Raw genomic sequence first — 19,814 nt, 5'->3', positions numbered from 1 at the left:
CCCCTTATGAGCCTCAATCGATTCGAATCGAGACGGAGCTTTCTTCAACAAAATGCGCTGGGCGTCGGAAGCGTGGCGCTGGCGTGGCTGTTGCGTGAAGAAAATCTCCTGGCCACGCCTCCGGCCGTGCCCCGGCAGCTTCAGACCTTCGACATGAAGCCCAAGCAAACCCATCGCGAAGGGCGCGCCCGAGCCATGATTTCCCTGTTCATGCATGGAGGTCCGAGTCATGTCGACCTGTTCGACCCCAAGCAGGAGCTGAGCAAGAGAAGCGGAGAGGACTATCCTGGAGAGATCACCTACAGCTTTGTGGATCGGGCCAGCAAAAAGCTTTTCGGCAGTCCGTGGAAGTTCCAGCCGCAAGGCGCTTGCGGCACCGAAGTCTCTGAACTCCTGCCCCATTTCTCCAAGATCGTGGATGAAGTGTGCCTCATCCGCTCCATGCACACGGATATCAACGGGCATGAACCGTCGATTTGGTCCATGAACACGGGACGTCCACAACCCGGACGACCCGCGCTCGGGTCCTGGATCACTTATGCCCTGGGGAGCGAGAGCAGAGATCTCCCGGCCTATGTGGTCCTGACCGATCCAGGTGGACATCCCGTCGATGGCGCGCGCAATTGGTCGAACGGGTGGATGCCGCCGCTTTTTCAGGGAACCGTGGCGCGTTCGCGCGAGCCTAGAATCTTAAACCTGGATCCCCCACCCCACCTTCGCGGCGATCTCCAGCGCCAGAACTTGGCCTTCTTGGAGAAGTTGAACCGCGCACACCTGGATCGTCATCCCGGAGAATCCGACTTGGAAGCGCGGATTGCCAGCTACGAACTGGCGGCCCGGATGCAGCTCGCCGCGAAGGAAGCCTTGGACTTGTCGGGAGAATCGGAAGCAACAAAAAGACTCTATGGGCTCGATGATCCCGTGACGCAAGAATACGGCGCTCGATGCCTCATCGCGCGACGCCTTGTCGAACGCGGCGTGCGATTCGTGCAGCTTTTCGTCAACGGGCAGATCTGGGACAACCATGAGAACATCCGAAAGGGTCTCGCCGATTGTTGCCGCAAAACGGACAAGCCTTCCGCCGGTTTAGTCACGGATCTTAAAGCCCGCGGACTGCTGGACACCACGCTCGTGCATTGGGGGGGCGAGATCGGGCGTCTTCCCGTCACGGAGAACCACGGTCCGGCGGAGAAGGCCGGACGCGACCACAACGGCCAGGGCTTCAGCACCTGGCTGGCGGGCGGAGGGATTCAAGGTGGGCGGGTCTATGGCGCAACGGATGATTTTGGCCACCGGGCTGCGGTCGATCCTGTGAGTCCAGCCGATTACCATGCCACCCTGCTCCATCTCTTCGGATTCGAGCATTCGGAACTGGCCTTTCACTACAACGGCCAACAGCAGCATCTGACGGACGGCAAACCCTGCCGCGTGATCCGGGAGATCCTGGCCTAGGCCAGACCAGCGTATCCACAGGTTGTTGGTGATGCGCGCGGCGACGCCGGGGCGCGCCGTTCACGCCGCTTCAGGGCGTGTCTTCAAAGGGGCATTGCAGGTTCAACGGGCACGGGTGATGCCAGGGCAAAGGCATTCACCCAGGGCGGGCCATGGAGCGGGAGGAGATCGCCGCGGCAGGTTGGCGCCAGCGGAAGCGCCGTGAACGGCGCGCCCCGACAACTTGAGGATGCATCGAGGCCAAATTCGGCAGCGACTGCTCGCTGGCCAGACCCTGAGCGAAACGGCTAAAAGACAACGGCCTCCAGTGATCGGGAGGCCGTCGCTTTTAACCTAAAAACGGCAGTTGAACCCCGTAAAAACGACCCCAACCGTTTGTTGCAACAGCTTCAGACATCCTGACCCGAGGTGGAATCAGGATGAGCCCAGTTGGCGATCGATGATCCGGAGGTTGGTGGTCTCAGTATCCGACGATCTGAAGCGGCGAGAAAGAAACAACGCATCGGTCACGAAACACAAGCCTTCTCGACCACGAGTCATCCCGGAGGGATGCCAGCCATTAGCCGGGGGTGGCGTGAGGCACGAACGCCACCCCCGGATCCTGGGCACGACAGCGTCGTCGACCCCGGGAGGGGTCGCAGCGGGGTAAGGAACCATGCAACACGCGGGATCGGCTGCGGTGGTCTCAAGCATGTTCCCGTCTCCTCAGATGTTCGCTGCTCGAAGTCAGGAGGCATGAAGCTCAGCGATGAGCGGTCCGCTCCTTGCCCATGAAGAATCGGCCCTAGAGACCTGAAAACCGCACACCCCGGGTATGGGCACCTGCGACGCTGGCATCCCTCCGGGATGCACATTCTTGGGCGACTCGGTGGACCGGTGGTATCGTCGCTGCGCTCCTCAACCACCGGCTAATGGCTGGCAAGCCTCTGGCTTGCGACTGAGCCGCTTCACGTCACTCTGGTCTCACATCCCTTCTGCATCCGTCCCGCATCTCCCGCTTGGGGTCAGGATGTCTGAGGTTATTTGCCCTTGGGACGTGCTCCGCTTTTCTCGGTTTTGGGAGCCTCCGCGGGCTTGGCTTCGACCGCTGGAGCGGGCGGCGGCGTGGTGCTCTTCACCACCACCTTCAGCGTTGTATTCACTTCGCTGTGCAGTTTCATCGCCACCTCATGATCACCCAGGGTCTTGATGGGTTTTTCCAAATGAATTTTGCGCTTGTCGAGCGAGATATCAAATTGATGCTTCAATTCATCGGCAATGGAACCGGAGGTGATCGAACCGAACATCTTGCCGTCATCTCCTGTTTTCACGGAAATCGTCAGCGTCATCTTCTCGAGACTCCGGGCCAGTTCCGACATGGTGTTGAACTCATGAGCTTCCCGCTCGGCCCGGCGCTGGCGCAAGGATTCGATGCGGCGCTTGTTGGCACCCGTCAGCGGAATCGCGAATCCATGGGGAATCAAATAATTGCGGGCATAACCGGCGGCCACTTTGACATGGTCTGATTCGGCGCCCAGTCCGACGATGTTGTGAGTGAGGATCACTTCTGTCTTTGCCATAAAATCTCCTGAAAATAATGTTGAGGTTCCTGCCTGCCCGCGAAGAAACGAACGGCCTCGCTTCAAAAGGGAACTTCGTCGTCCGAAGGGCCGTCTTCCCCGCCTTCCGTGGACGCGGGGGCGGGATTGCCCCCGGAAGATTGCACGCGGCCCCGGTTGAATTCGCCAGACCCCTGTGAACCTTCCTGCGAACGGGGCGAGCCCAAAAACTGGACCGTTTCCGCAACTACCGTCAGGCGGCTGCGCTTCTGATTGGTTTGCTTATCTTCCCACGTGTCCAGCTTCAAGCGCCCCTCGATAAGGGCCGGGCTGCCTTTGCGAAGATAGTTCGCCACGTTCTCCGCCGTCTTCCCAAAGATGTCGATATCGACGAACGTCACTTCTTCTTTGGTCTCGCCCGTATCCGTTTTCCAAACGCGATTCACAGCCAATCCAATCTTGGCGATGGCGGTGCCCTTGGGCGTGAACCGGAGTTCAGGATCCCGCGTTAGGTTCCCGACCAAGATGACTTTATTGAAACTGGCCATGAAAGTTTCTTCGCCTGCGGCACGATCCTCTATTTTGCCAGGACGGGAGCTTCGGTGAACAACACGCGATAGACCTCATCGTTCAGGGAGAATTTTTGCCGCAAGGCGGGGAGAGAATCCGGGTTGCCCTGAAAAATAATGTTCACGTAAAAACCCGAGGTATATCGGCGATCCGACACGCGAGAAAACGGGCGTTTGTCCATCTTTTGCGTCGTTTCGACTTTGCCGCCCTGCTCGGCAATGTCGGCCGTGAGACGGTCGATCATTTCCTTGACCCCATCTTCGCGACCCGCAGTGTTCAAAATAAACAGACCTTCGTATCGTTTCATAGTTTTCCATCGGAATCGTCCTCGGGGACCATTCCATTAAAATCATTCATCGCGCTCGCCACACCGCTCTCCAGCCACCGTTCAATCTGGTCCGACGCCCGGGCCAAAACCCGGTCCAGCTTCGGCCGCTCGGGGTCCTCGAACTGGGAGAGGACATAACCCGCAATCTGCCGGCTGGAACCTTCCTGCCGTCCGATGCCGACCCGCTGCCGGGAGAATTCACGGCTCGAAAGGCGGCGCTCGATGGACTCCAAGCCATGATGCCCGCCCGAGCTTCCGCCCGGTCGAAGCCGCAGTGCTCCCAAGGGCAAGTCCGCGTCATCGGTCACCACCAACAATCGCTCCACCGGAATCTTGTAAAATTCCATCAGTTTCCCGACGGCATCCCCACTCAAATTCATGTAGGTCAACGGCTGGCAAAGAACAATCTGCCGCCCGTTCTCACGCATGCGCGCGACCCGGGCGGCAAAGCTTTTCTCGACCGACCAAGCGGCTCCACGCCGCTCCGCCAGCCGACTCACGACCATGAACCCGGCATTGTGACGGGTCTGCTCGTATTCGCGGCCTGGATTTCCCAGGCCCACCACAAGGAAACTCGAATCCATGGCGGCGGTTTCCGTGACGACTCCCGCCGGGGCGCCACAATGAGCGCCCAATCAGCTTCTCTACTTCTTCTTTTCCGCGGCTTTCTTCTCGCCGCCTTTGTCCCCGCCCTTGGCTTCGGCGGCAGCGTCTTCCTTCTTTTCTTTGATCATCTCGGGCTCGGCAGGGCCCTCGGTCGCAGCCGCTGTGGCCGCAGCTTCCTGGGCTTCTGTCAGAGGAGCCGCCACGGCTAGAACGGACAAATGTTTGTCGCCCAAAATCTCAACCCCGGCGGGGGCCGGAATTTCTCCCAGGTGAATGGATTTGCCGACTTCGAGACTGGTGACATCCACCACCAGCAACTCCGGCAAGTCCTTGGGCAGAGCTCTGACCTTGACCTTGAACACGACGTGCTCGAGCACTCCGCCACCCGTTTTGACACCCACAGCTTCCCCTGTGGTTTCCAGGGGAACGGTGATGGTGACTTTTTCGTCCTCCGCCACTTCATGAAAATCGACATGCATCACTTTGCCGCTGAGCACATGATGCTGAATATCTTGAACGAGCGCCAACCGGGTCTGCGCAGCGCCCTCCTGCACGGAAAGGTCGACAAGAATCGTCTCGGAAGGGGAGTGGTGAATCAGATCCTCGAAATCCTTCAGATTCAACTCGAGGTTCATGGGCTCGTTTAGGCGGCCGTAAATCACCGCGGGAACACGCGAGGCCGCCCGAAGCTTCTTCACCTGATTTCGACGGACCGCGTTACGCGGAAATGCCTGCAACTTGACTGATTTCATGTCTCAAAATAACTCAAACGGTACAGATCAAAGCGCACCCTAACTGGTGCGCCCGCCCTTGAACTCGAACAGCGAAGTCACAGATGAATTGCTGTGAATCCGCTTGATGGCTTCACCCAAGAGCCCCGCGACGGATAGGGTCGTTATCTTCACCCCGTCGATCGAAGGGCGGAGAACAGTATCAGTCGTGATCAGTTCGTCAATAGTGGACTTCCGAAGCCTCTGCACCCCCAAATCGTTCAGGATGGCATGGGAAACACAGGCCAAAATCGAGCGCGCGCCCCGCTTCTTCAACAACGCCGCCGCCGCGGTCAAAGTCCCCGCGGTCTCCGTCATGTCATCGACCAACAGGGCGTTTCGGCCCCGAATCTCCCCGATCACCGTCATAGATTCCACCTCCGTCGCGCTTTTCCTGCGCTTGGCGACAATGGCCAATTCCGCCCCCAAAGTTTGGGAATAGGCATGCGCCATTTTCAAACCACCGACATCGGGACTGACCACGACCATCTTTTGGACCTTTTTCCACTTTAAGTATTCGTAGATCACTGGCGCGGCGTAAAGATGGTCCACCGGGATGTCAAAGAAGCCCTGGATCTGCTGGGCGTGAAGGTCCATCGTCAGAACCCGGTTGGCCCCTGCGGCCACGAGGAGATTGGCCACGAGCTTGGCCGTGATGGGGACCCTCGGCTGATCTTTGCGGTCCTGCCTGGCGTATCCGTAGAAGGGAAGGACCGCCGTGATGCGGGACGCGCTGGCCCTTCGCAAGGCGTCCATCATGATGAACATCTCCATCAAGTGATGGTTGGTGGGCGGACTAGTGGACTGTACGACGAAAACGTCCTGGCCCCGGACGTTTTCGTCGATCTTGACGAAGGTTTCTCCATCCGGAAAAGCATCGACGGTGCAGCGGCCAAGCTCGATGCCGATGGAGTTGCAAATCGCCTTGGCCAAGGCGGGATTCGACGTGCCGCTAAAAACTTTCACGCGTGGAGCAAAAAGATGACATTGCGCGTCTGTGCCAAACGAAAAATCCACCCACCCGGGTGGATTGAATTCCTGAGATGCAAAAACTGTAACCTTGCCCCCGGTCGGGGCAAGCCATTTTCGCCGTCGCCCCCAAGAAACCGTGTATCCCGATGTTGTTGGTAGGGCGGGCCTGTCCCAGCCCGCCGCCCACGGGATGCAAAACATCATGCTCCGGCGGCGCGCCGGGACGGACGCGCCCTACCTGCATCACCGGCAACATCGGGATGCACCGCCCAAGAAACAGTGGATCCAAAGGTTTTCGGTGATGCGCGCGACGGCGCCGGGACGCGGCTTTCACGCCGCTTCAGCGCGTGTCTTCAAAGGGGCAGGGCCGCTTCAACGGGCAAGGGTGCTGCCAGGACGGGTGGCTCCGCGAGGAGGGACTGGCATTGCGCGGCGGGGATCCGGTAGTTTGAACGCGTGATCGCGTTATTGGACTATGGGGCGGGGAATCTGAAAAGCGTGCACAAGGCGCTGGCGGCTGCGGGGGCGGACGTTGAAGTCTTGCAGCATCCGGACCGGATTCGCGAGTCCCGAGGTGTGGTGCTCCCGGGAGTGGGTGCTTTCGATGACTGCCTGTCGGCCTTGCAGCGCCAGGATTTGCTTGCGGGTGTGAAAGATTCCATCATGGCTGGCCGGCCTTTTTTGGGCATCTGTGTCGGCTACCAGGCGTTGTTCGAACGCAGCGAAGAATTCCATTCCTGCGCCGCGGGACTCGGTATCTTCAAGGGGCGGGTCCGGCGTTTCCCCGCGACCCCCGGCCTCAAGATTCCCCAAATCGGATGGAATCAAGTGCATCTATCCCTCCCGAACAACCCCTTGTTTTTGGGCATTCCTGACCACGCCTATTTCTACTTCGTCCACAGTTATTTTCCTGAACCTGAGGAGGCGTCGATTGTGGCGAGCCGCACCGACCACGGGGTTTTCTTCGCGTCATCCGTTTGGAGCGGCCACGTCTTTGCCACACAATTTCATCCCGAAAAAAGCCAGTCGATGGGGCTGAGAGTGCTGAAAAACTTTCTCGACTTCTGCCAAAGTGCTTGAGCCCTGTTCACCTTCGAACGGATTCGGCCCGAACCGCGATCATCCGTTTTGGCGGTTGCCGGAGCGAGAGGATCTGGATAAGAGCAAGCAGACTTTCCTATCATGAGTATTCTTGAATTCCTGCGTTCGGGCGGTCCGGTCATGGTCCTGCTCGTGATCGCCTCGGTGGTGGCGGTCGGATTAATCGTGGAGCGCGCCTGGACGCTGCGCCGGCTCGTCATCCTTCCACCGGCGGTGCAAGCGGCGGTGGAACAATGCCGGACGTTGCAGGACATTGAGCTGGTCGAGCGCGTCTGCCGCCAGCAACCCTCGCCTTTGAGCCGGCTCTTGCTTCTGGCCTCGGAACACCGTGACTGGCCACGCGATGAAAACGCGGATTCCTTGCAAACGCAGGCCCGGCATGAGGTCGTGCGGATGGAACGGGGCCTGGTGGTCCTCGAAATCGTGGTCGGCATCGCGCCTTTGCTCGGGCTCGTGGGCACCATTCACGGCCTGATCACCCTCTTCGGCGACATGGGCAAGGCAGGACTCGGCAACAACACCGAAATGGCCCGCGGCGTCGCCATCGCCCTGAACACCGCGTTGGGAGGTCTTCTGACGGCCATCCCCGCCCTGATCGCCTGGAGTTCCCTCAGCAAGAAAGTGGAAAACCTCGCCGTGGAAATGGAGTTGGTGTGTGACGAGTTCTTGCGCCGGGTGTATCGGACGGCGCGGGATGCCGGATCGAAGGAGTCGAGAACGCCATGAGGTTCATCACGCGCAAACGGCGGCAAACACCGGCCATCATTATCGTGTCGCTCATTGACATCCTGATGGTGTTGCTCATTTTCCTGATGGCCACCACGACCTTCAAGCAACAGCCGGCTTTGAAGCTTGCCTTGCCGGAATCCAAGCAAGGCAAAGCGGGCGGATCCGAAGCCTCGCTCGTGGTCACGATCGCCCCCCGGGAGCCGCATCTCTATGTGGGGGAGCGTCCCGTGACCTATGAAAGGCTCGCGGGGGAACTGAAGGCCGCTTCGGCCGGCAATCCCGAGGTGCAACTGGCGATTCGAGCCGACCATGACGCTCCGTTCGGTGTCATTGTCAAAGTCATGGACGCGGCGAAATCGGCGCGCATCAAGAACGTCAGCGCTCTGACCAAGAACGAAGGCAAATAAACGCCGCGGCTCTCGCGGAATCACGGAGACCGACCCGGCGCGGCCGGTGCCGCCCCTGCGGAGAGGCCTCAACCCAGGCCGAGCTTCTTGAAGCGGCGGTCCACTTGTGCCAGGTGGAAATCGAGCGAGCAGAGTTGTTCCAATTCGCCCTTCTTGAAGAAGCGGGACACCTCGGGATCGCTTCGCAGTTGTTGGAGGAAATCAGCGTCCTCGCGTCCAGCATGCTTGGCAGCCCAGGTGGCCATGGCATTGCGTTGCACTCGCTCGTAGGCCTCTTCCCGGGAAAGTCCCTTGCGGATGAGCGCCAGCAGAACGGTTTGCGAATTCCACATCCCGAGCGATAAGCCGAGATTCCGCCTCATGTTCTCGGGGTAAACGATCAGGCCGCCGGTCAATCCGGCGAGCGTGGCGAGCATGTAATCCAGCAAGGTGCAACTGTCCGGAAAAATCACGCGCTCGACCGAGCTGTGGCTGATGTCGCGCTCGTGCCAGAGGGCGACATTTTCAAGCGCCGCGACCGCGTGGCCGCGCAAGACGCGCGCCAATCCGGTCAAGCGCTCGCCCGTGATCGGGTTTCGCTTGTGGGGCATGGCACTGCTGCCCTTCTGGCCCTTCGAAAAAAACTCCTCGGCTTCCAGCACCTCGGTGCGCTGGAGATGCCGGAATTCGGTGGCCCAGCGCTCGATGCTGGCGGCGACCAGGGCCAGCGTTTGCATGAATTCGGCGTGGAGATCCCGCTGCACGACCTGGGTGGCAATGGGCGCGGGTCTCAACCCCAGCCGGCGGCACACGAACGCCTCCACGCCAGGAGAAAGATGGGCGCTGGTGCCCACCGCTCCGGACAGTTTCCCCACCGCAATCGTCTCCCTGGCCTGGCGCAACCGGCGCTCCGCCCGAACGAACTCATCATGCATCAGCGCCAGTTTGAGTCCGAACGTCGTGGGTTCGGCGTGAATCCCGTGGCTGCGCCCAATGCACGGAGTCCGCTTGTGCTCCCGGGCTTTGGTCGCAATCACGCTCAACAGTTCCGCGACCCCGGCTAGCAAGAGATCCGCGGATTGTGTCAATTGGACGGCGAAGGCGGTGTCCACCACATCGCTGCTGGTCAGTCCAAAATGCAGCCAGCGACTGGCGGGATCGTCGATCTTTTCAGCCACACTCGTGGTGAAGGCGATCACGTCATGATTGAGGGTCTTCTCCAGTTCCTTGGCGCGATCAAGGTCGAACGCCGCCTTGCGCCGAAGGATGGCATAGTCACGCCGGGGCACCACGCCCTCCCGCGTGAGCGCTTCCGCCGCGAGCAACTCGATGCGGAGCCAGATCTGCAGTTTATGGTGTTCGGTCCAGATCTCCCGCATGGCGGGACGAGAATAGCGTGGGATCATGGGAAAAGGCGCGCCAGGGTCGGACGGAAGGCGAAGCGGAGTCGGCGGCGAAGCATGGTCATCGCTTGGTCATGCGATGCCGGGCCGCTTCGAGAATGCGACGTTCGCGCTCGGTCAGGCTGTGGATCCCGTGCGCGGAGATCTTGTCCAAGATCGGGTCCACTTCCCGGCTGATAAACTCCTCGGGGGTGGCCTCGGGTTCCGGCCCGGCTTTGCTCCAAGCCTTTTTTCTCGCGGTGGAAGCGGTCACCAACTCGCGCGGACGCGAGGAGGGAGCAGGCTTGGGCAGCCAGCTTGAAAGAGACCAGCCCTTGGCCATCGCAAAAACGAACCCCATGCCGCAAAGCATGCCGCCCAAATGCGCGGCGTGAGCGATGTTGTCCTTCGAGAAAAGCAATCCGTAGAGCGCCAAGGCGCCGCTGATCAAGAGCAGCACCCAAGCCTTCATGCTGACCGGGATGCACAAAAAAAGGAGAAAGGTCAGGACCCGCTCCGGATTCATCATGGCAAACGCGGCCACGAGCCCGAACGCACCGGCGGAAGCGCCCACGACCGACGCGTCCGGAACCCAGTGAGGGAACAAGGCGGCCAGGATGACCTGCAGTACTCCCCCGGCCGTTCCGGACAAGAAGTAAAGTTTGTAGAAGCCCCTGCGTCCGAGAGATTCCTCCAGGGGCTTGCCAAAAAAATAGATCGTCAAGCCATTGAAGAGCAGGTGGATGATGCCGCCGTGCAAGAACTGAAACGTGGCCAACTGCCAGATCTGCCCTTGCATCAGGCTCGACCAGCTGAGGGCCAGAAAATGCCCTTGCAGATAGCCTTCGATCGTCAAGCGCGTGGCTGCCACGCGGTGAATTTCCAAGAGAAAAAACACCGCCACATTGGCGAGAATGACGATCATGGTGCCCGAACGCCAGCGGCCCGAGCCCGCCATGGGGTCCCTCATATAGGATCGATCATCAAGCACAGCTCCGCAACGTAGTCGCGAAAAGCCAGGGCATCAACGCGATTTTCGCAGCGTTTCAACGCGCCAGATTTCGTTGAGACCCCCATTTCTCCAGCAGTCCGGCCAAAGCCTCGATCCGAACGGGTTTGCTCAAATAGTCGTCCATGCCCGCAGCCAGGCACTTTTCGCGATCCCCCACCATCGCATTGCCGGTGAGCGCGATGAGGACCGGCTTGACTCCCTCCCCCGCACTCTGGCGAATGTGTCGGCAGACTTCATAGCCGTCCAGGACTGGCATCTGGACATCGAGCAAGATCAAATCGTAAACCCGCGTCTTCAGCAGATCCAAGACGGCACCCCCATGATCGGCGAGATCCGGGGCGTATCCCATGCGGTTCAGCATCGAACGGCCCACCTTTTGATTCACCGGGTTGTCGTCCGCGATCAAGATCCTCAGCGGCAATCGGCCCGCCATGCCTGGATCCACGACGGATCGGCGCTCGGGCGCGGTGGTGCTGCGGTCACCTCCTTGCAGCCATTTCGCCAAGGCGGCCAGGCACTGCACCCGGCGGACGGGCTTGGAGAGTCTGGCGCAAGCCCTCAAAGCAGAGAGGACTGGCAACCAGGACCCGTTGGATCCGGCGCTCAAGACCAACACCGGGAGCGCGGGCCGAGGAACTCAACTGCGCCAGCGCCTCGCTGATTTGCTACGCCCCGGTGGCCTGGGCTTCGACTCCCTGATTGACGGCGTCAAACCGCGGTGAAAGGGCCTGCACTTGGTCAATGATCTGACCAAGTTGCGCGCCCACCTGGCTCACGTCGCTCACGCCCTGCCTGACCGATTCGCCGAATTTTTCCATGCCCTCCACTCCGTTGTTCACGGCAGCCTGGATCTCCTTGACCATTTCCTCGATGTCCTGAGTCGCCACCGCGGTCTGGTCGGCCAGACGCCGAATCTCACCCGCCACCACCGCAAAGCCGAGTCCGGCTTCACCCGCCTTCTCGGCTTCGATGGCCGCGTTCAACGAAAGTAAATTGGTCTGGTCCGCCACCTTGCCAATCGTGGTGACGACCGAATTGATGTTGGCCGCTTTTTCATTGAGGACCCGCAACTTTGAGGCGATCCCCCAGGACGACTCCATGAGTTGCTGAATGGTGCTTTGCATCCTCATCAATCCGGCTTGCCCGGAATTGGCCAACTCCGCGGTTTGGACCGCGACGTCGCTCAAACTCCGAATCGTCATCACGAGTTCCTAGGCCGTGGCGGTGATTTCGTTCGAAGTCGCCCCGATCTCCATGGTAGTCCTCGCGATCTGGCTCGCGGTCGTCTGCTGCTGCCGGGAGGCCGAGGCAATCTCGTTCGAGGAGTTTGCCACCTGCCCGCCGGACACCTGCACGGCGCCGACCAACCTGGACAGTTCAACCACGGTCTCATTCACTCCTTCCCCCACCTCTTCAAATTCCCCTTCGGCCGCCAATTTGAGCCGCTGAGTAAAGTCGCCCTGACGAAGACGTTCCATGCCGTCCACCAGTTGTCTCAGGGGGAGCCGGATCGAACGGGAAATCATTCCAGCCGCAAGGACGGAAATCACCACCCCCGCCACAAAAGCCGCGCGGAGCACCGCTCTCAGGTTGGAGGTCGAATCGGCGATCGCTCGGGAAATCTCGGCTTCCCGCGTGACGGCGACCGCCCGGGCTTGAGCGAGGCGAACCCGCCACGCCTGAGTCGAGGGCGCCCTGTCGGAGGCGGCTGCGGACCGCGCATCGAGCTCGCCTCCGATGCGATCCATTTCGGCAAACAACTCGTTGAGCGGGGCTTGCGCTTCAGAGAAACGGCGTGCCTCGTGGACAATACGATCCAGGAAATGGGTCCCCATCCAGCCGGCTGCCGCGATCAGCACGATGAAAAGGAGGAATCCGAGGTAAATCCGGAGAGTGATGTTCAATCGTTTCATGCTCGCAAACTGTACGGTTCAAGCGGCCGGACGGAACCGCTCAACCCCGGTTTTTAGATCTGAGGCGGCCCGGCTCAAGAGCTGAACCGCGTCACCCGCGTGCTCCATGGCGCGGCTGGTTTGCCGCGCGTGAGTGTTGAAAAGGATGAGCGTTTCGCTGATCTCATGCGCCCCCGACATTTGCGCCTGCACGCCTCCCGTCACTTCGGAGAACCGGGGCACCAATCCCTTCACCTGATGAATGATTTGCGTGAGTTGCAGATTCACCTGGCTGATCTCCTCCACTCCCCGCCGCACCTCCTCGCCGAATTTGTCCATGCCCATGACCCCCGCCGACACGGCGGTCTGGATCTCGCGAATCATCTTCTCGATGTCGCGCGTCGCGATCGCGGTCTGATCGGCGAGCCGGCGGATTTCGGTCGCCACCACCGCAAAGCCCAGGCCGAACTCGCCGGCCTTTTCCGCTTCGATGGCCGCGTTGAAGGAAAGCAAGTTGGTCTGATCCGCCACCTTGTTGATGGTCGTGACCACCGAGCTGATGTTCGCCGCGCGCTCGTTCAAAACCGCAAGCTTCGAGGCGATCGACGAGGAAGCCCCGGCAATCTGATGAATGCTTTGCTCCATGCGCTGCACCCCCGACTTGCCGCGGTCGGCGGACTCGGCGGCCAAGTTCGCCAACTTGTCCACGTCGGCCACGGTGCGGATCAAACCATCCGCCGTTTCGCTGATTTGTCGGGCGCTGGACCCGATGCGTTGCGTCGCGGCCAGCAACTCACCGGAAGCGGATTCCTGCTGTCGCGACGCGGAGCCCAAGGCATCCAGCATGCGCTTCAAATGCGCCCCAGAACTTCGGGCTCGCTCGGCCAAAACCTCCACGTTGCCAAACAAAGAGTCCAGGGCGGAGCGCAACCTCATCAACTCCCTCCAGCCCCTCCGGGGACCCCGCACGCCAAACTCCCCGGAAACGACTTTGCGGAGGGAACGCTCCATCGAGGCTAATTCCTGCTCAAAACCCCGCCACAGCAGCCACCCTCCCAGGACCGACAAACCCGCGAGGGTCGAAAAGATGGACAACCACCAAGACCACTCGCCCCGCTGCTCGGGGGAGCCAGCCCAAGCGCCAACAAGAGCACTCGCCAGACAGGATCCAGCCTGAAACACCATCAGGCGCTTGCTAAAACTTGGATGGTTCATAGGAGTCGAGCCATCGGTCTCGCTTTCCCAGCCGCCCCGACTCGTGCCGCTCGTCAGGGCCTGGGATCGCAAACCCGATCCTCAATCAAAGCCTTGATCCTGCTATCGGCGGTTCTACCGCCCGGCTTAACCTTTCCCGGCGGGCGATGCGACGCGGGAATAACGAACGGTTTGAACCGGGAATCACGCCCTTGTGAACTTTCTCAAGTCCTTCCTGGCCCTGCCGATGAAAGGGCATGCCCGCAGGCCCTTTGCCCTCTTCCCCTCCGCCGGAAACAAACGCTGAACCCGTTCCGGAAATAGCGCGAGCAACACGGGTCCTGCTCGTCGATGACCAGCGCATGGTGGTCGAGGTCATCCAAAGGATGCTCTCCCAGGAGAAAGACATCCAGCTCCACTACTGCCTCGATCCCCGACAGGCCATCGAGGAAGCCAAACAGTTCAAGCCTTCCGTCATTCTCCAGGACTTGGTGATGCCTGACTTGGACGGAATGACCCTGGTTCGCGAATATCATTCGCATGCCGAAACGAGGGAGATCCCCATTATTGTGCTTTCGTCGAAAGAGGATTCGGCGATCAAGCGCGACGCTTTCCTGAGAGGGGCCAGCGATTACCTCGTCAAACTGCCCGATGCCATCGAACTCACAGCCCGCATTCGGCTCCATGCCTCCAATTTCGCGACGCTTCGAGCGTTGCATCAATCCCAACGCGAGCTCAAGGATGCCAACGCGGCTCTGCAGCGGCTCTCCAGCATCGACGCGCTGACCGGTATCGCCAACCGCCGCGCGTTCGAGGAACGCTACACCGCCGAGTGGAGACGAGCCTCCCGCGCCGGACCCCCCCTGGGATTGGCGCTCATCGACATCGACGCGTTCAAGATGTTCAACGACCACTACGGACATACCGCCGGAGATGAATGCCTTCGGCGCATCGCCTCCGAGCTCAATCGTTCGATCTTTCGAGCCTCGGACCTCGTCGCTCGCTTCGGGGGCGAAGAGTTCGCCGTCATCCTGCCCGACGCCGGTGCCTCGGGTGTCGCGACCATTGCGGAACGCATGAGAGCCGCAATCGATCAGCTCAAGCTCGATCACCTGAAATCCCCCTTCAGCGACCACGTCACCATCAGCGTCGGAGCCTCCTCCTGCATCCCGGCGGACTGCACCGAGGCCAGCGACCTTATCCGCGATGCTGATGAGGCGCTCTATCAAGCCAAACGGAACGGACGCAATCGTGTGGTCATTTCTCAACGGGCGGAGGATCCCAACGCTTTCAAGGACATTTAGCTCCCCAAACTCTGCCGTTTCGCAAATTCGATGCTGGCAAGGTCCATGCTCTAATCTCGTCTGTTCGGTCTGAAACAGCGGTCCCAGGATCAGGCCCGCTTACCGAAGGGGGAGCCCGGCGACACCGGGCTCCTCTTGTTTTTTTGCTTTAACCCTCCCCCCTCCCGCCCCCTAATGCCCGGGACCGCGACGGCGGGCTCCATCCATGTTCCGACCCTGCATCGACCTGCACCAAGGCAAAGTGAAACAAATCGTCGGCGGCACGCTGTCGGATCATGAAGCCGGGCTCAAAACGAACTTCGTCTCGACCCACCCGCCCGAATACTTCGCCGAGCTTTACCGGCAAGACCAACTCCAGGGCGGCCATGTCATCATGCTCGGACCGGGAAACGAACCAGCCGCCCTCGCCGCCCTCCGCGCCTTCCCGGGCGGACTTCAACTTGGAGGCGGCATTCACCCGGGCAATGCCAAACCCTTTCTCGACGCTGGAGCATCCCACATCATTGTCACTTCGTACGTTTTTCGTGAGGGTGCCCTCGACCAGAACCGCCTTTCTGAAATGGTCCAAACGGTCGGAAAGAACCGGCTGGTTCTTGACCTCAGCTGCCGGATTCGGAACAACCATTATTGGGTCGTCACCGATCGCTGGCAGAAATTTACATCGCTTTCGGTTTCAGCAGTAGTGCTCCGCGAACTTTCTCACCACTGCGGCGAATTCCTGATCCACGCCGTGGATGTGGAAGGTCTGTGTCGCGGGGTGGACCTGAACCTGGTCCGTCTCCTGGGCGAACACTCCCCCATCCCTTCGACCTACGCAGGCGGCGCTTCCAGCTTGGAGGATTTCCAGGCGGTCGAGTCGGCAGGTCAGGGCCGGGTTGATCTCACGATCGGATCGGCCCTCGATCTGTTCGGCGGTACCGGGGTGCGCTACACCGAGTTGGTCGAATTCAATCGAAAGCTGATGGCAGCACGCCGCCATTCCACTCCCTCCAAGACTTGATCAGCAGGATCTTGCTCGAAAGGGTCGTGCGCAAAAAATACGGGCTCAGGACCCACACGGCATAGTCCCGAGCCCGCTTGTTTTTCAGTTGTCCAGGATTGGGTGGATCCGGCCACCCAATTCATTTACCCCTTACCGCAGGTCATTGCGCTGACACACGGTAGAACTTGCTCGAACCACCAATAGGTTCGGAAAGCATCAGTTCAGCGCCGGTGCCCGATACGGGGGCACCGGCATCCGTCCAGGCGGTGGGCGCACCCAGGCTGACCGCTGTTTGCAATGTGTAACGAACCCCCGACTTCGATGCGAACCGGATTTGCACCGTGCCGCCCGCAATCGACAAATCAATCTCGGGCGCGCTCTTTATCGGCCACGGAATTGTTGGTTGAAACCTTTCCCAGTTGATCACGAACGGCCTGGAGTTCCCTTTCGTAAAGGGACTGTGTTTGTTTCAGGGTTTCCCGGTCGCTCTCCCAGGCCGCCCGGGTCTGCGAAATCAACTGCCGGGTTTGTGTCCATTGGGCGATCGCCTCGCGCGAAAGCGCCAGGGGCGAATCGGGGGCCGCACCCTGGGCGCTCCCCGCCACCATCATGATGAATAAACCAACAGCCGCGATTTTCACGAGGGAGCGACGTTAGGAGTCCCTGTTGACGGATTCATGACGCGAACGTAACAAAGGTGAAACAAGACCGGCCCGGCGTGTCAGTTGAGTAACAAAATGAAGGAGTTCATCGACCGAATCCTGCCTCCCCGGCGCTGCTCGGGACCCGGGGACAAGCTCGATTCACAGGGCAAAACTCCAGCTTCGCTTCAGGCGTTGAGGAAAGCCCCTTGTCGCAGGCGGAAAACCCCTTTATGAATGCCGCCCCATGTCTGCCACAGAAGATCGAAAACCGCTCAAAATGGTGAGCTGCGGTGGTTGCGGCGGGAAAGTGTTTATCGCCACAGACCTTCCCGCTTTCGCCACGACCGCCTGCCCGAAATGCAGCCACCCGGTCATGATGCCGGTGACCATGCGCCAGTTCGAACTGCGCCAGCCGATCGCTTCGGGAGGCATGGGCACCGTGTATCGAGCCTACGACCGGGCCCTCCACCGGGAAGTTGCCGTCAAACTCATGCGCCGCGATATCGCCGAGGATCCCGCCGCCTTGGAAAGCTTCTATCGCGAGGCCCGTGCCTGCGCCGCCCTCAACCACACGAACATCATCCACATCTACACCTTCGAAGAGCACGAGGGTCAGCGCTTCCTCGTCATGGAGCTCGCCGATCGCGGCAGCCTCGATGGCCGCATTGAAAAGGAAAAGAACCTGCCCGAACTGGATGTCCTTGATGTCGGCATCAAGGTCGCCTCCGCCCTGGCCACCGCGCTCAAACACGGACTGCTCCACCGCGACATCAAACCAGGAAACATTCTGTTCAATGCCGACGGCGAACCCAAGTTGGTGGATTTCGGACTCGCCCGCAACGCGGGCGAGGAAAGCGAGGAGGACAATGCAGTGTGGGGGACTCCTTATTACATCGCCCCGGAAAAAGTCATGCGCCAGGGCGAGACCTTTCTCTCCGACCTCTACAGCCTGGCAGGCACCCTATACCACGCGCTCACCGGCCACGTCCCGTTCGAAGCCCAATCCATCGAGGAGGTTGTCTCCGCCCAGGTTCACACACCGCTGACCCCCCCTCACCTCGTCGTGCCCGGTATCACCGCGCCCACGAGCGAAGCCATCACCGTCGCCATGGCGAAGAGTCCGTCCGACCGCTACCAAACCTACGACGACTTCATGATGGCCCTGACCGCGTCCCGCAGCCAGTTGCTCGTCAGCCAACTCCGCCAGAGCCAGCCGGGCGGAGCGCGGGGATGGTGGAAAAGATAGGAACCCTTTTCAACGGCAGGCGGAACCCACGGCTTCACTCCAGTCGCGCACCCCTTCCCGCTCCATGCACCGCCTCAATCCTCGCACCAGACGGGCCGCCAATCCCGGACCTTCGTAAACCAAGCCGGTATAACACTGCACGAGAGTCGCCCCCGCCGTCACTTTCTCCCAAGCGTCGTCCTCGTCGAAGATCCCCCCCACGCCGATGAGGGGCACCTTTCCCCGGGATTGCTTGAAAAGATGGCGAATGACCTCCGTGCTGCGCCGCCGCAATGGAGCTCCACTCATCCCGCCCTGTTCGCGGTAGCTCCTCCGGCTCGGATCCTCATCCTTCACCCCCTCCGGCCTGGCAATCGTCGTGTTCGTCGCCACAATTCCCGCCAATCCGCGCGGCTCCGCCAAAGCCAGAATCTCGTCCAACGCCTCGAAACTCAGATCGGGCGCGACTTTCACCAAAATGGGGCGCGGCGCAGGCGGACTCCCGCTCAAAGGCTCGCGATTGACCCGCTGCAGCCGGTCGAGGATTTCGTCCAAGGCCTGCTTGTCCTGCAGTTGCCGGAGATTCGGGGTGTTGGGAGAGCTGACATTGACGACAAAGAAATCGGCCCATGCCCGCAAACATCGAAACGATTTCTCGTAATCCTCCGCCGCTTGCTCCAGCGGGGTCGCCTTGGATTTGCCCAGGTTGATGCCCACCGGATGCGCCGGCCAGAATCCCCGCTCTCGCCATCCCCGCAGCGAGCGTGCCAGAGCCTCTGCACCGGGATTGTTGAAGCCCATGCGATTGATCAAAGCGCGGTCGCAGGGCACGCGAAACATGCGGGGCGCCGGATTCCCCGGCTGCTCCAACCAGGTGACGCCGCCTAACTCGGCGAACCCAAAACCTAACGCCTCCCACACCGGGACCGCCTCGGCGAACTTGTCCATGCCCGCCGCCAATCCGACGGGATTCGGGAACTCCAATCCAAAGCACCGCACCGGGGAAATCCGTTCCGCGCCGTAGAGGTGCCGCGTCAAGTTCAACCCGGCGCGGGATCGGGAAATCCGCCCGAGGAAGTCCAAGACCCGGCGATGGATCCGCTCCGAATCGCAGCGGAAAAGGAAAGGGCGAATCGCCTGCCGGTAGAGCCAGCTCATTTCGCGGCGAGATTCGTTCCGCGCCGGCGCCGGTGTCGAGCGTGGAAAAATCCCCCAAATATCCCGATTGACGCGGAACCAGGCTTTGCTAGCGTGGAGCTCAGCAGATGAAATTGCGGTGTTGGTGTCAGAAGACAGTGTCGCCTCCAGGCTGCCTGGAGTGGTGTTCATGGATCCTGCCTGTGCAGCGTTTCCCCACGGAGTTTCCTTTGCGGTAATCCCTATGCAGAATGATACACGTCTGTTCGTTGGTAATCTCTCTTACCAGACGATGGAAAACGACTTGCAAGACCACTTCTCCCAAGCGGGCGTCGTGACTTCGGTCAACTTGATGCTGGACAAGTTCACCGGCAAATCCCGTGGATTCGCTTTCGTCGAATTCGGATCGAAGGATGAAGCAGAGAAGGCGGTTGAAATGTTCCACGGCAAGGACCTCCAAGGCCGTCCCCTGACGGTCAACATCGCCCGTCCGCGCGAGGAACGTCCTCCCCGGTCCGGTGGTGGCGGTGGTGGCGGTGGCGGCGGCGGATACCGTGGCGCTCGCCACTAAGCACCCCGCACACAGTCCG

General features: G+C 60.5%; 21 protein-coding genes and 1 pseudogene. 8 read left to right on the top strand and 14 right to left on the bottom strand.

Annotated elements, in window-relative coordinates; genetic code table 11:
• Window positions 1-6: 6 nt before the first annotated feature.
• Entirely contained in the window at window positions 7-1,452 is a 1,446-nt protein-coding gene (locus FJ404_01125) for a DUF1501 domain-containing protein (protein ID MBM3821483.1), read from the top strand.
• Window positions 1,453-2,471: 1,019 nt separating this feature from the next.
• On the opposite strand, the gene FJ404_01120 is transcribed toward FJ404_01125, so the two are convergent.
• The 7 genes from FJ404_01120 to FJ404_01090 all read right to left on the bottom strand — a co-directional run bounded on the left by FJ404_01120 (window position 2,472) and on the right by FJ404_01090 (window position 6,492).
• Window positions 2,472-3,011, bottom strand: coding sequence for a 50S ribosomal protein L9 (locus FJ404_01120; protein ID MBM3821482.1), 540 nt, complete (start codon window positions 3,009-3,011; stop codon window positions 2,472-2,474).
• Window positions 3,012-3,073: 62 nt separating this feature from the next.
• Complete coding sequence (locus FJ404_01115) at window positions 3,074-3,538, bottom strand: single-stranded DNA-binding protein (GenBank protein ID MBM3821481.1); 465 nt, start codon at window positions 3,536-3,538, stop codon at window positions 3,074-3,076.
• Between the two features lie 29 nt (window positions 3,539-3,567).
• Window positions 3,568-3,867: a 30S ribosomal protein S6 gene (locus tag FJ404_01110; GenBank protein ID MBM3821480.1), complete on the bottom strand. Its 300-nt coding sequence runs from the start codon at window positions 3,865-3,867 to the stop codon at window positions 3,568-3,570.
• The gene (locus tag FJ404_01105; protein MBM3821479.1) at window positions 3,864-4,472 is read right to left on the bottom strand and encodes an aminoacyl-tRNA hydrolase; all 609 of its coding nucleotides are present in this window, start codon (window positions 4,470-4,472) and stop codon (window positions 3,864-3,866) included. The genes FJ404_01110 and FJ404_01105 overlap by 4 nt, the downstream gene beginning before the upstream one ends.
• A gap of 60 nt (window positions 4,473-4,532) precedes the next feature.
• Complete coding sequence (locus tag FJ404_01100; protein ID MBM3821478.1) at window positions 4,533-5,246, bottom strand: 50S ribosomal protein L25; 714 nt, start codon at window positions 5,244-5,246, stop codon at window positions 4,533-4,535.
• Window positions 5,247-5,285: 39 nt separating this feature from the next.
• A complete protein-coding gene (locus FJ404_01095) occupies window positions 5,286-6,230 on the bottom strand; it encodes a ribose-phosphate pyrophosphokinase (protein ID MBM3821477.1) in 945 nt (314 codons plus the stop codon).
• Complete coding sequence (locus FJ404_01090; GenBank protein MBM3821476.1) at window positions 6,217-6,492, bottom strand: hypothetical protein; 276 nt, start codon at window positions 6,490-6,492, stop codon at window positions 6,217-6,219. Before FJ404_01090 ends, FJ404_01095 begins: the two co-directional genes overlap by 14 nt.
• Window positions 6,493-6,692: 200 nt before the next feature.
• Between FJ404_01090 and hisH the strand changes: the two genes are divergently transcribed.
• From hisH to FJ404_01075, 3 genes are all read left to right on the top strand, one after another.
• Window positions 6,693-7,316: an imidazole glycerol phosphate synthase subunit HisH gene (hisH, locus tag FJ404_01085; GenBank protein ID MBM3821475.1), complete on the top strand. Its 624-nt coding sequence runs from the start codon at window positions 6,693-6,695 to the stop codon at window positions 7,314-7,316.
• 141 nt (window positions 7,317-7,457) lie between these two features.
• The gene (locus tag FJ404_01080; protein MBM3821474.1) at window positions 7,458-8,063 is read left to right on the top strand and encodes a MotA/TolQ/ExbB proton channel family protein; all 606 of its coding nucleotides are present in this window, start codon (window positions 7,458-7,460) and stop codon (window positions 8,061-8,063) included.
• Complete coding sequence (locus FJ404_01075) at window positions 8,060-8,473, top strand: biopolymer transporter ExbD (protein MBM3821473.1); 414 nt, start codon at window positions 8,060-8,062, stop codon at window positions 8,471-8,473. Before FJ404_01080 ends, FJ404_01075 begins: the two co-directional genes overlap by 4 nt.
• A 68-nt stretch (window positions 8,474-8,541) precedes the next feature.
• Here the strand turns inward: FJ404_01075 and FJ404_01070 are convergent, their stop codons facing one another.
• From FJ404_01070 to FJ404_01050, 5 genes and pseudogenes are all read right to left on the bottom strand, one after another.
• Window positions 8,542-9,858: an adenylosuccinate lyase gene (locus FJ404_01070; protein MBM3821472.1), complete on the bottom strand. Its 1,317-nt coding sequence runs from the start codon at window positions 9,856-9,858 to the stop codon at window positions 8,542-8,544.
• A gap of 58 nt (window positions 9,859-9,916) precedes the next feature.
• Window positions 9,917-10,804, bottom strand: coding sequence for a rhomboid family intramembrane serine protease (locus FJ404_01065; GenBank protein MBM3821471.1), 888 nt, complete (start codon window positions 10,802-10,804; stop codon window positions 9,917-9,919).
• 76 nt (window positions 10,805-10,880) lie between these two features.
• Window positions 10,881-11,279 carry a response regulator gene (locus tag FJ404_01060; GenBank protein ID MBM3821470.1) on the bottom strand — a complete coding sequence of 133 codons (399 nt, stop codon included), beginning with the start codon at window positions 11,277-11,279 and terminating at the stop codon, window positions 10,881-10,883.
• Between the two features lie 232 nt (window positions 11,280-11,511).
• Window positions 11,512-12,759, bottom strand: a pseudogene (locus FJ404_01055) (methyl-accepting chemotaxis protein).
• A gap of 18 nt (window positions 12,760-12,777) precedes the next feature.
• Entirely contained in the window at window positions 12,778-13,953 is a 1,176-nt protein-coding gene (locus FJ404_01050; protein MBM3821469.1) for a methyl-accepting chemotaxis protein, read from the bottom strand.
• A 236-nt stretch (window positions 13,954-14,189) separates the two neighbouring features.
• Here FJ404_01050 and FJ404_01045 point away from each other — a divergent pair, with 236 nt between their 5' ends.
• Window positions 14,190-15,236, top strand: coding sequence for a diguanylate cyclase (locus FJ404_01045; GenBank protein MBM3821468.1), 1,047 nt, complete (start codon window positions 14,190-14,192; stop codon window positions 15,234-15,236).
• A gap of 205 nt (window positions 15,237-15,441) precedes the next feature.
• Entirely contained in the window at window positions 15,442-16,236 is a 795-nt protein-coding gene (hisA, locus tag FJ404_01040) for a phosphoribosylformimino-5-aminoimidazole carboxamide ribotide isomerase (GenBank protein ID MBM3821467.1), read from the top strand.
• Window positions 16,237-16,580: 344 nt separating this feature from the next.
• Here the strand turns inward: hisA and FJ404_01035 are convergent, their stop codons facing one another.
• Window positions 16,581-16,859, bottom strand: coding sequence for a hypothetical protein (locus FJ404_01035; protein ID MBM3821466.1), 279 nt, complete (start codon window positions 16,857-16,859; stop codon window positions 16,581-16,583).
• A 247-nt stretch (window positions 16,860-17,106) separates the two neighbouring features.
• On the opposite strand from FJ404_01035, the gene FJ404_01030 reads away from it, so the two are divergent.
• Window positions 17,107-18,108: a serine/threonine protein kinase gene (locus FJ404_01030; protein MBM3821465.1), complete on the top strand. Its 1,002-nt coding sequence runs from the start codon at window positions 17,107-17,109 to the stop codon at window positions 18,106-18,108.
• 9 nt (window positions 18,109-18,117) lie between these two features.
• Here FJ404_01030 and FJ404_01025 read toward each other — a convergent pair whose 3' ends face one another.
• Window positions 18,118-19,245 (bottom strand): quinone-dependent dihydroorotate dehydrogenase, encoded by a 1,128-nt coding sequence (locus tag FJ404_01025; GenBank protein ID MBM3821464.1) that lies wholly within the window; start codon window positions 19,243-19,245, stop codon window positions 18,118-18,120.
• Between the two features lie 223 nt (window positions 19,246-19,468).
• Between FJ404_01025 and FJ404_01020 the strand changes: the two genes are divergently transcribed.
• Window positions 19,469-19,795 (top strand): RNA-binding protein, encoded by a 327-nt coding sequence (locus tag FJ404_01020; GenBank protein MBM3821463.1) that lies wholly within the window; start codon window positions 19,469-19,471, stop codon window positions 19,793-19,795.
• Window positions 19,796-19,814: the final 19 nt, after the last annotated feature.

Source organism: Verrucomicrobiota bacterium (assembly GCA_016871495.1).
Taxonomy (GTDB): domain Bacteria; phylum Verrucomicrobiota; class Verrucomicrobiia; order Limisphaerales; family VHDF01; genus VHDF01.
This window is presented reverse-complemented; position numbering and strand designations above follow the sequence as displayed.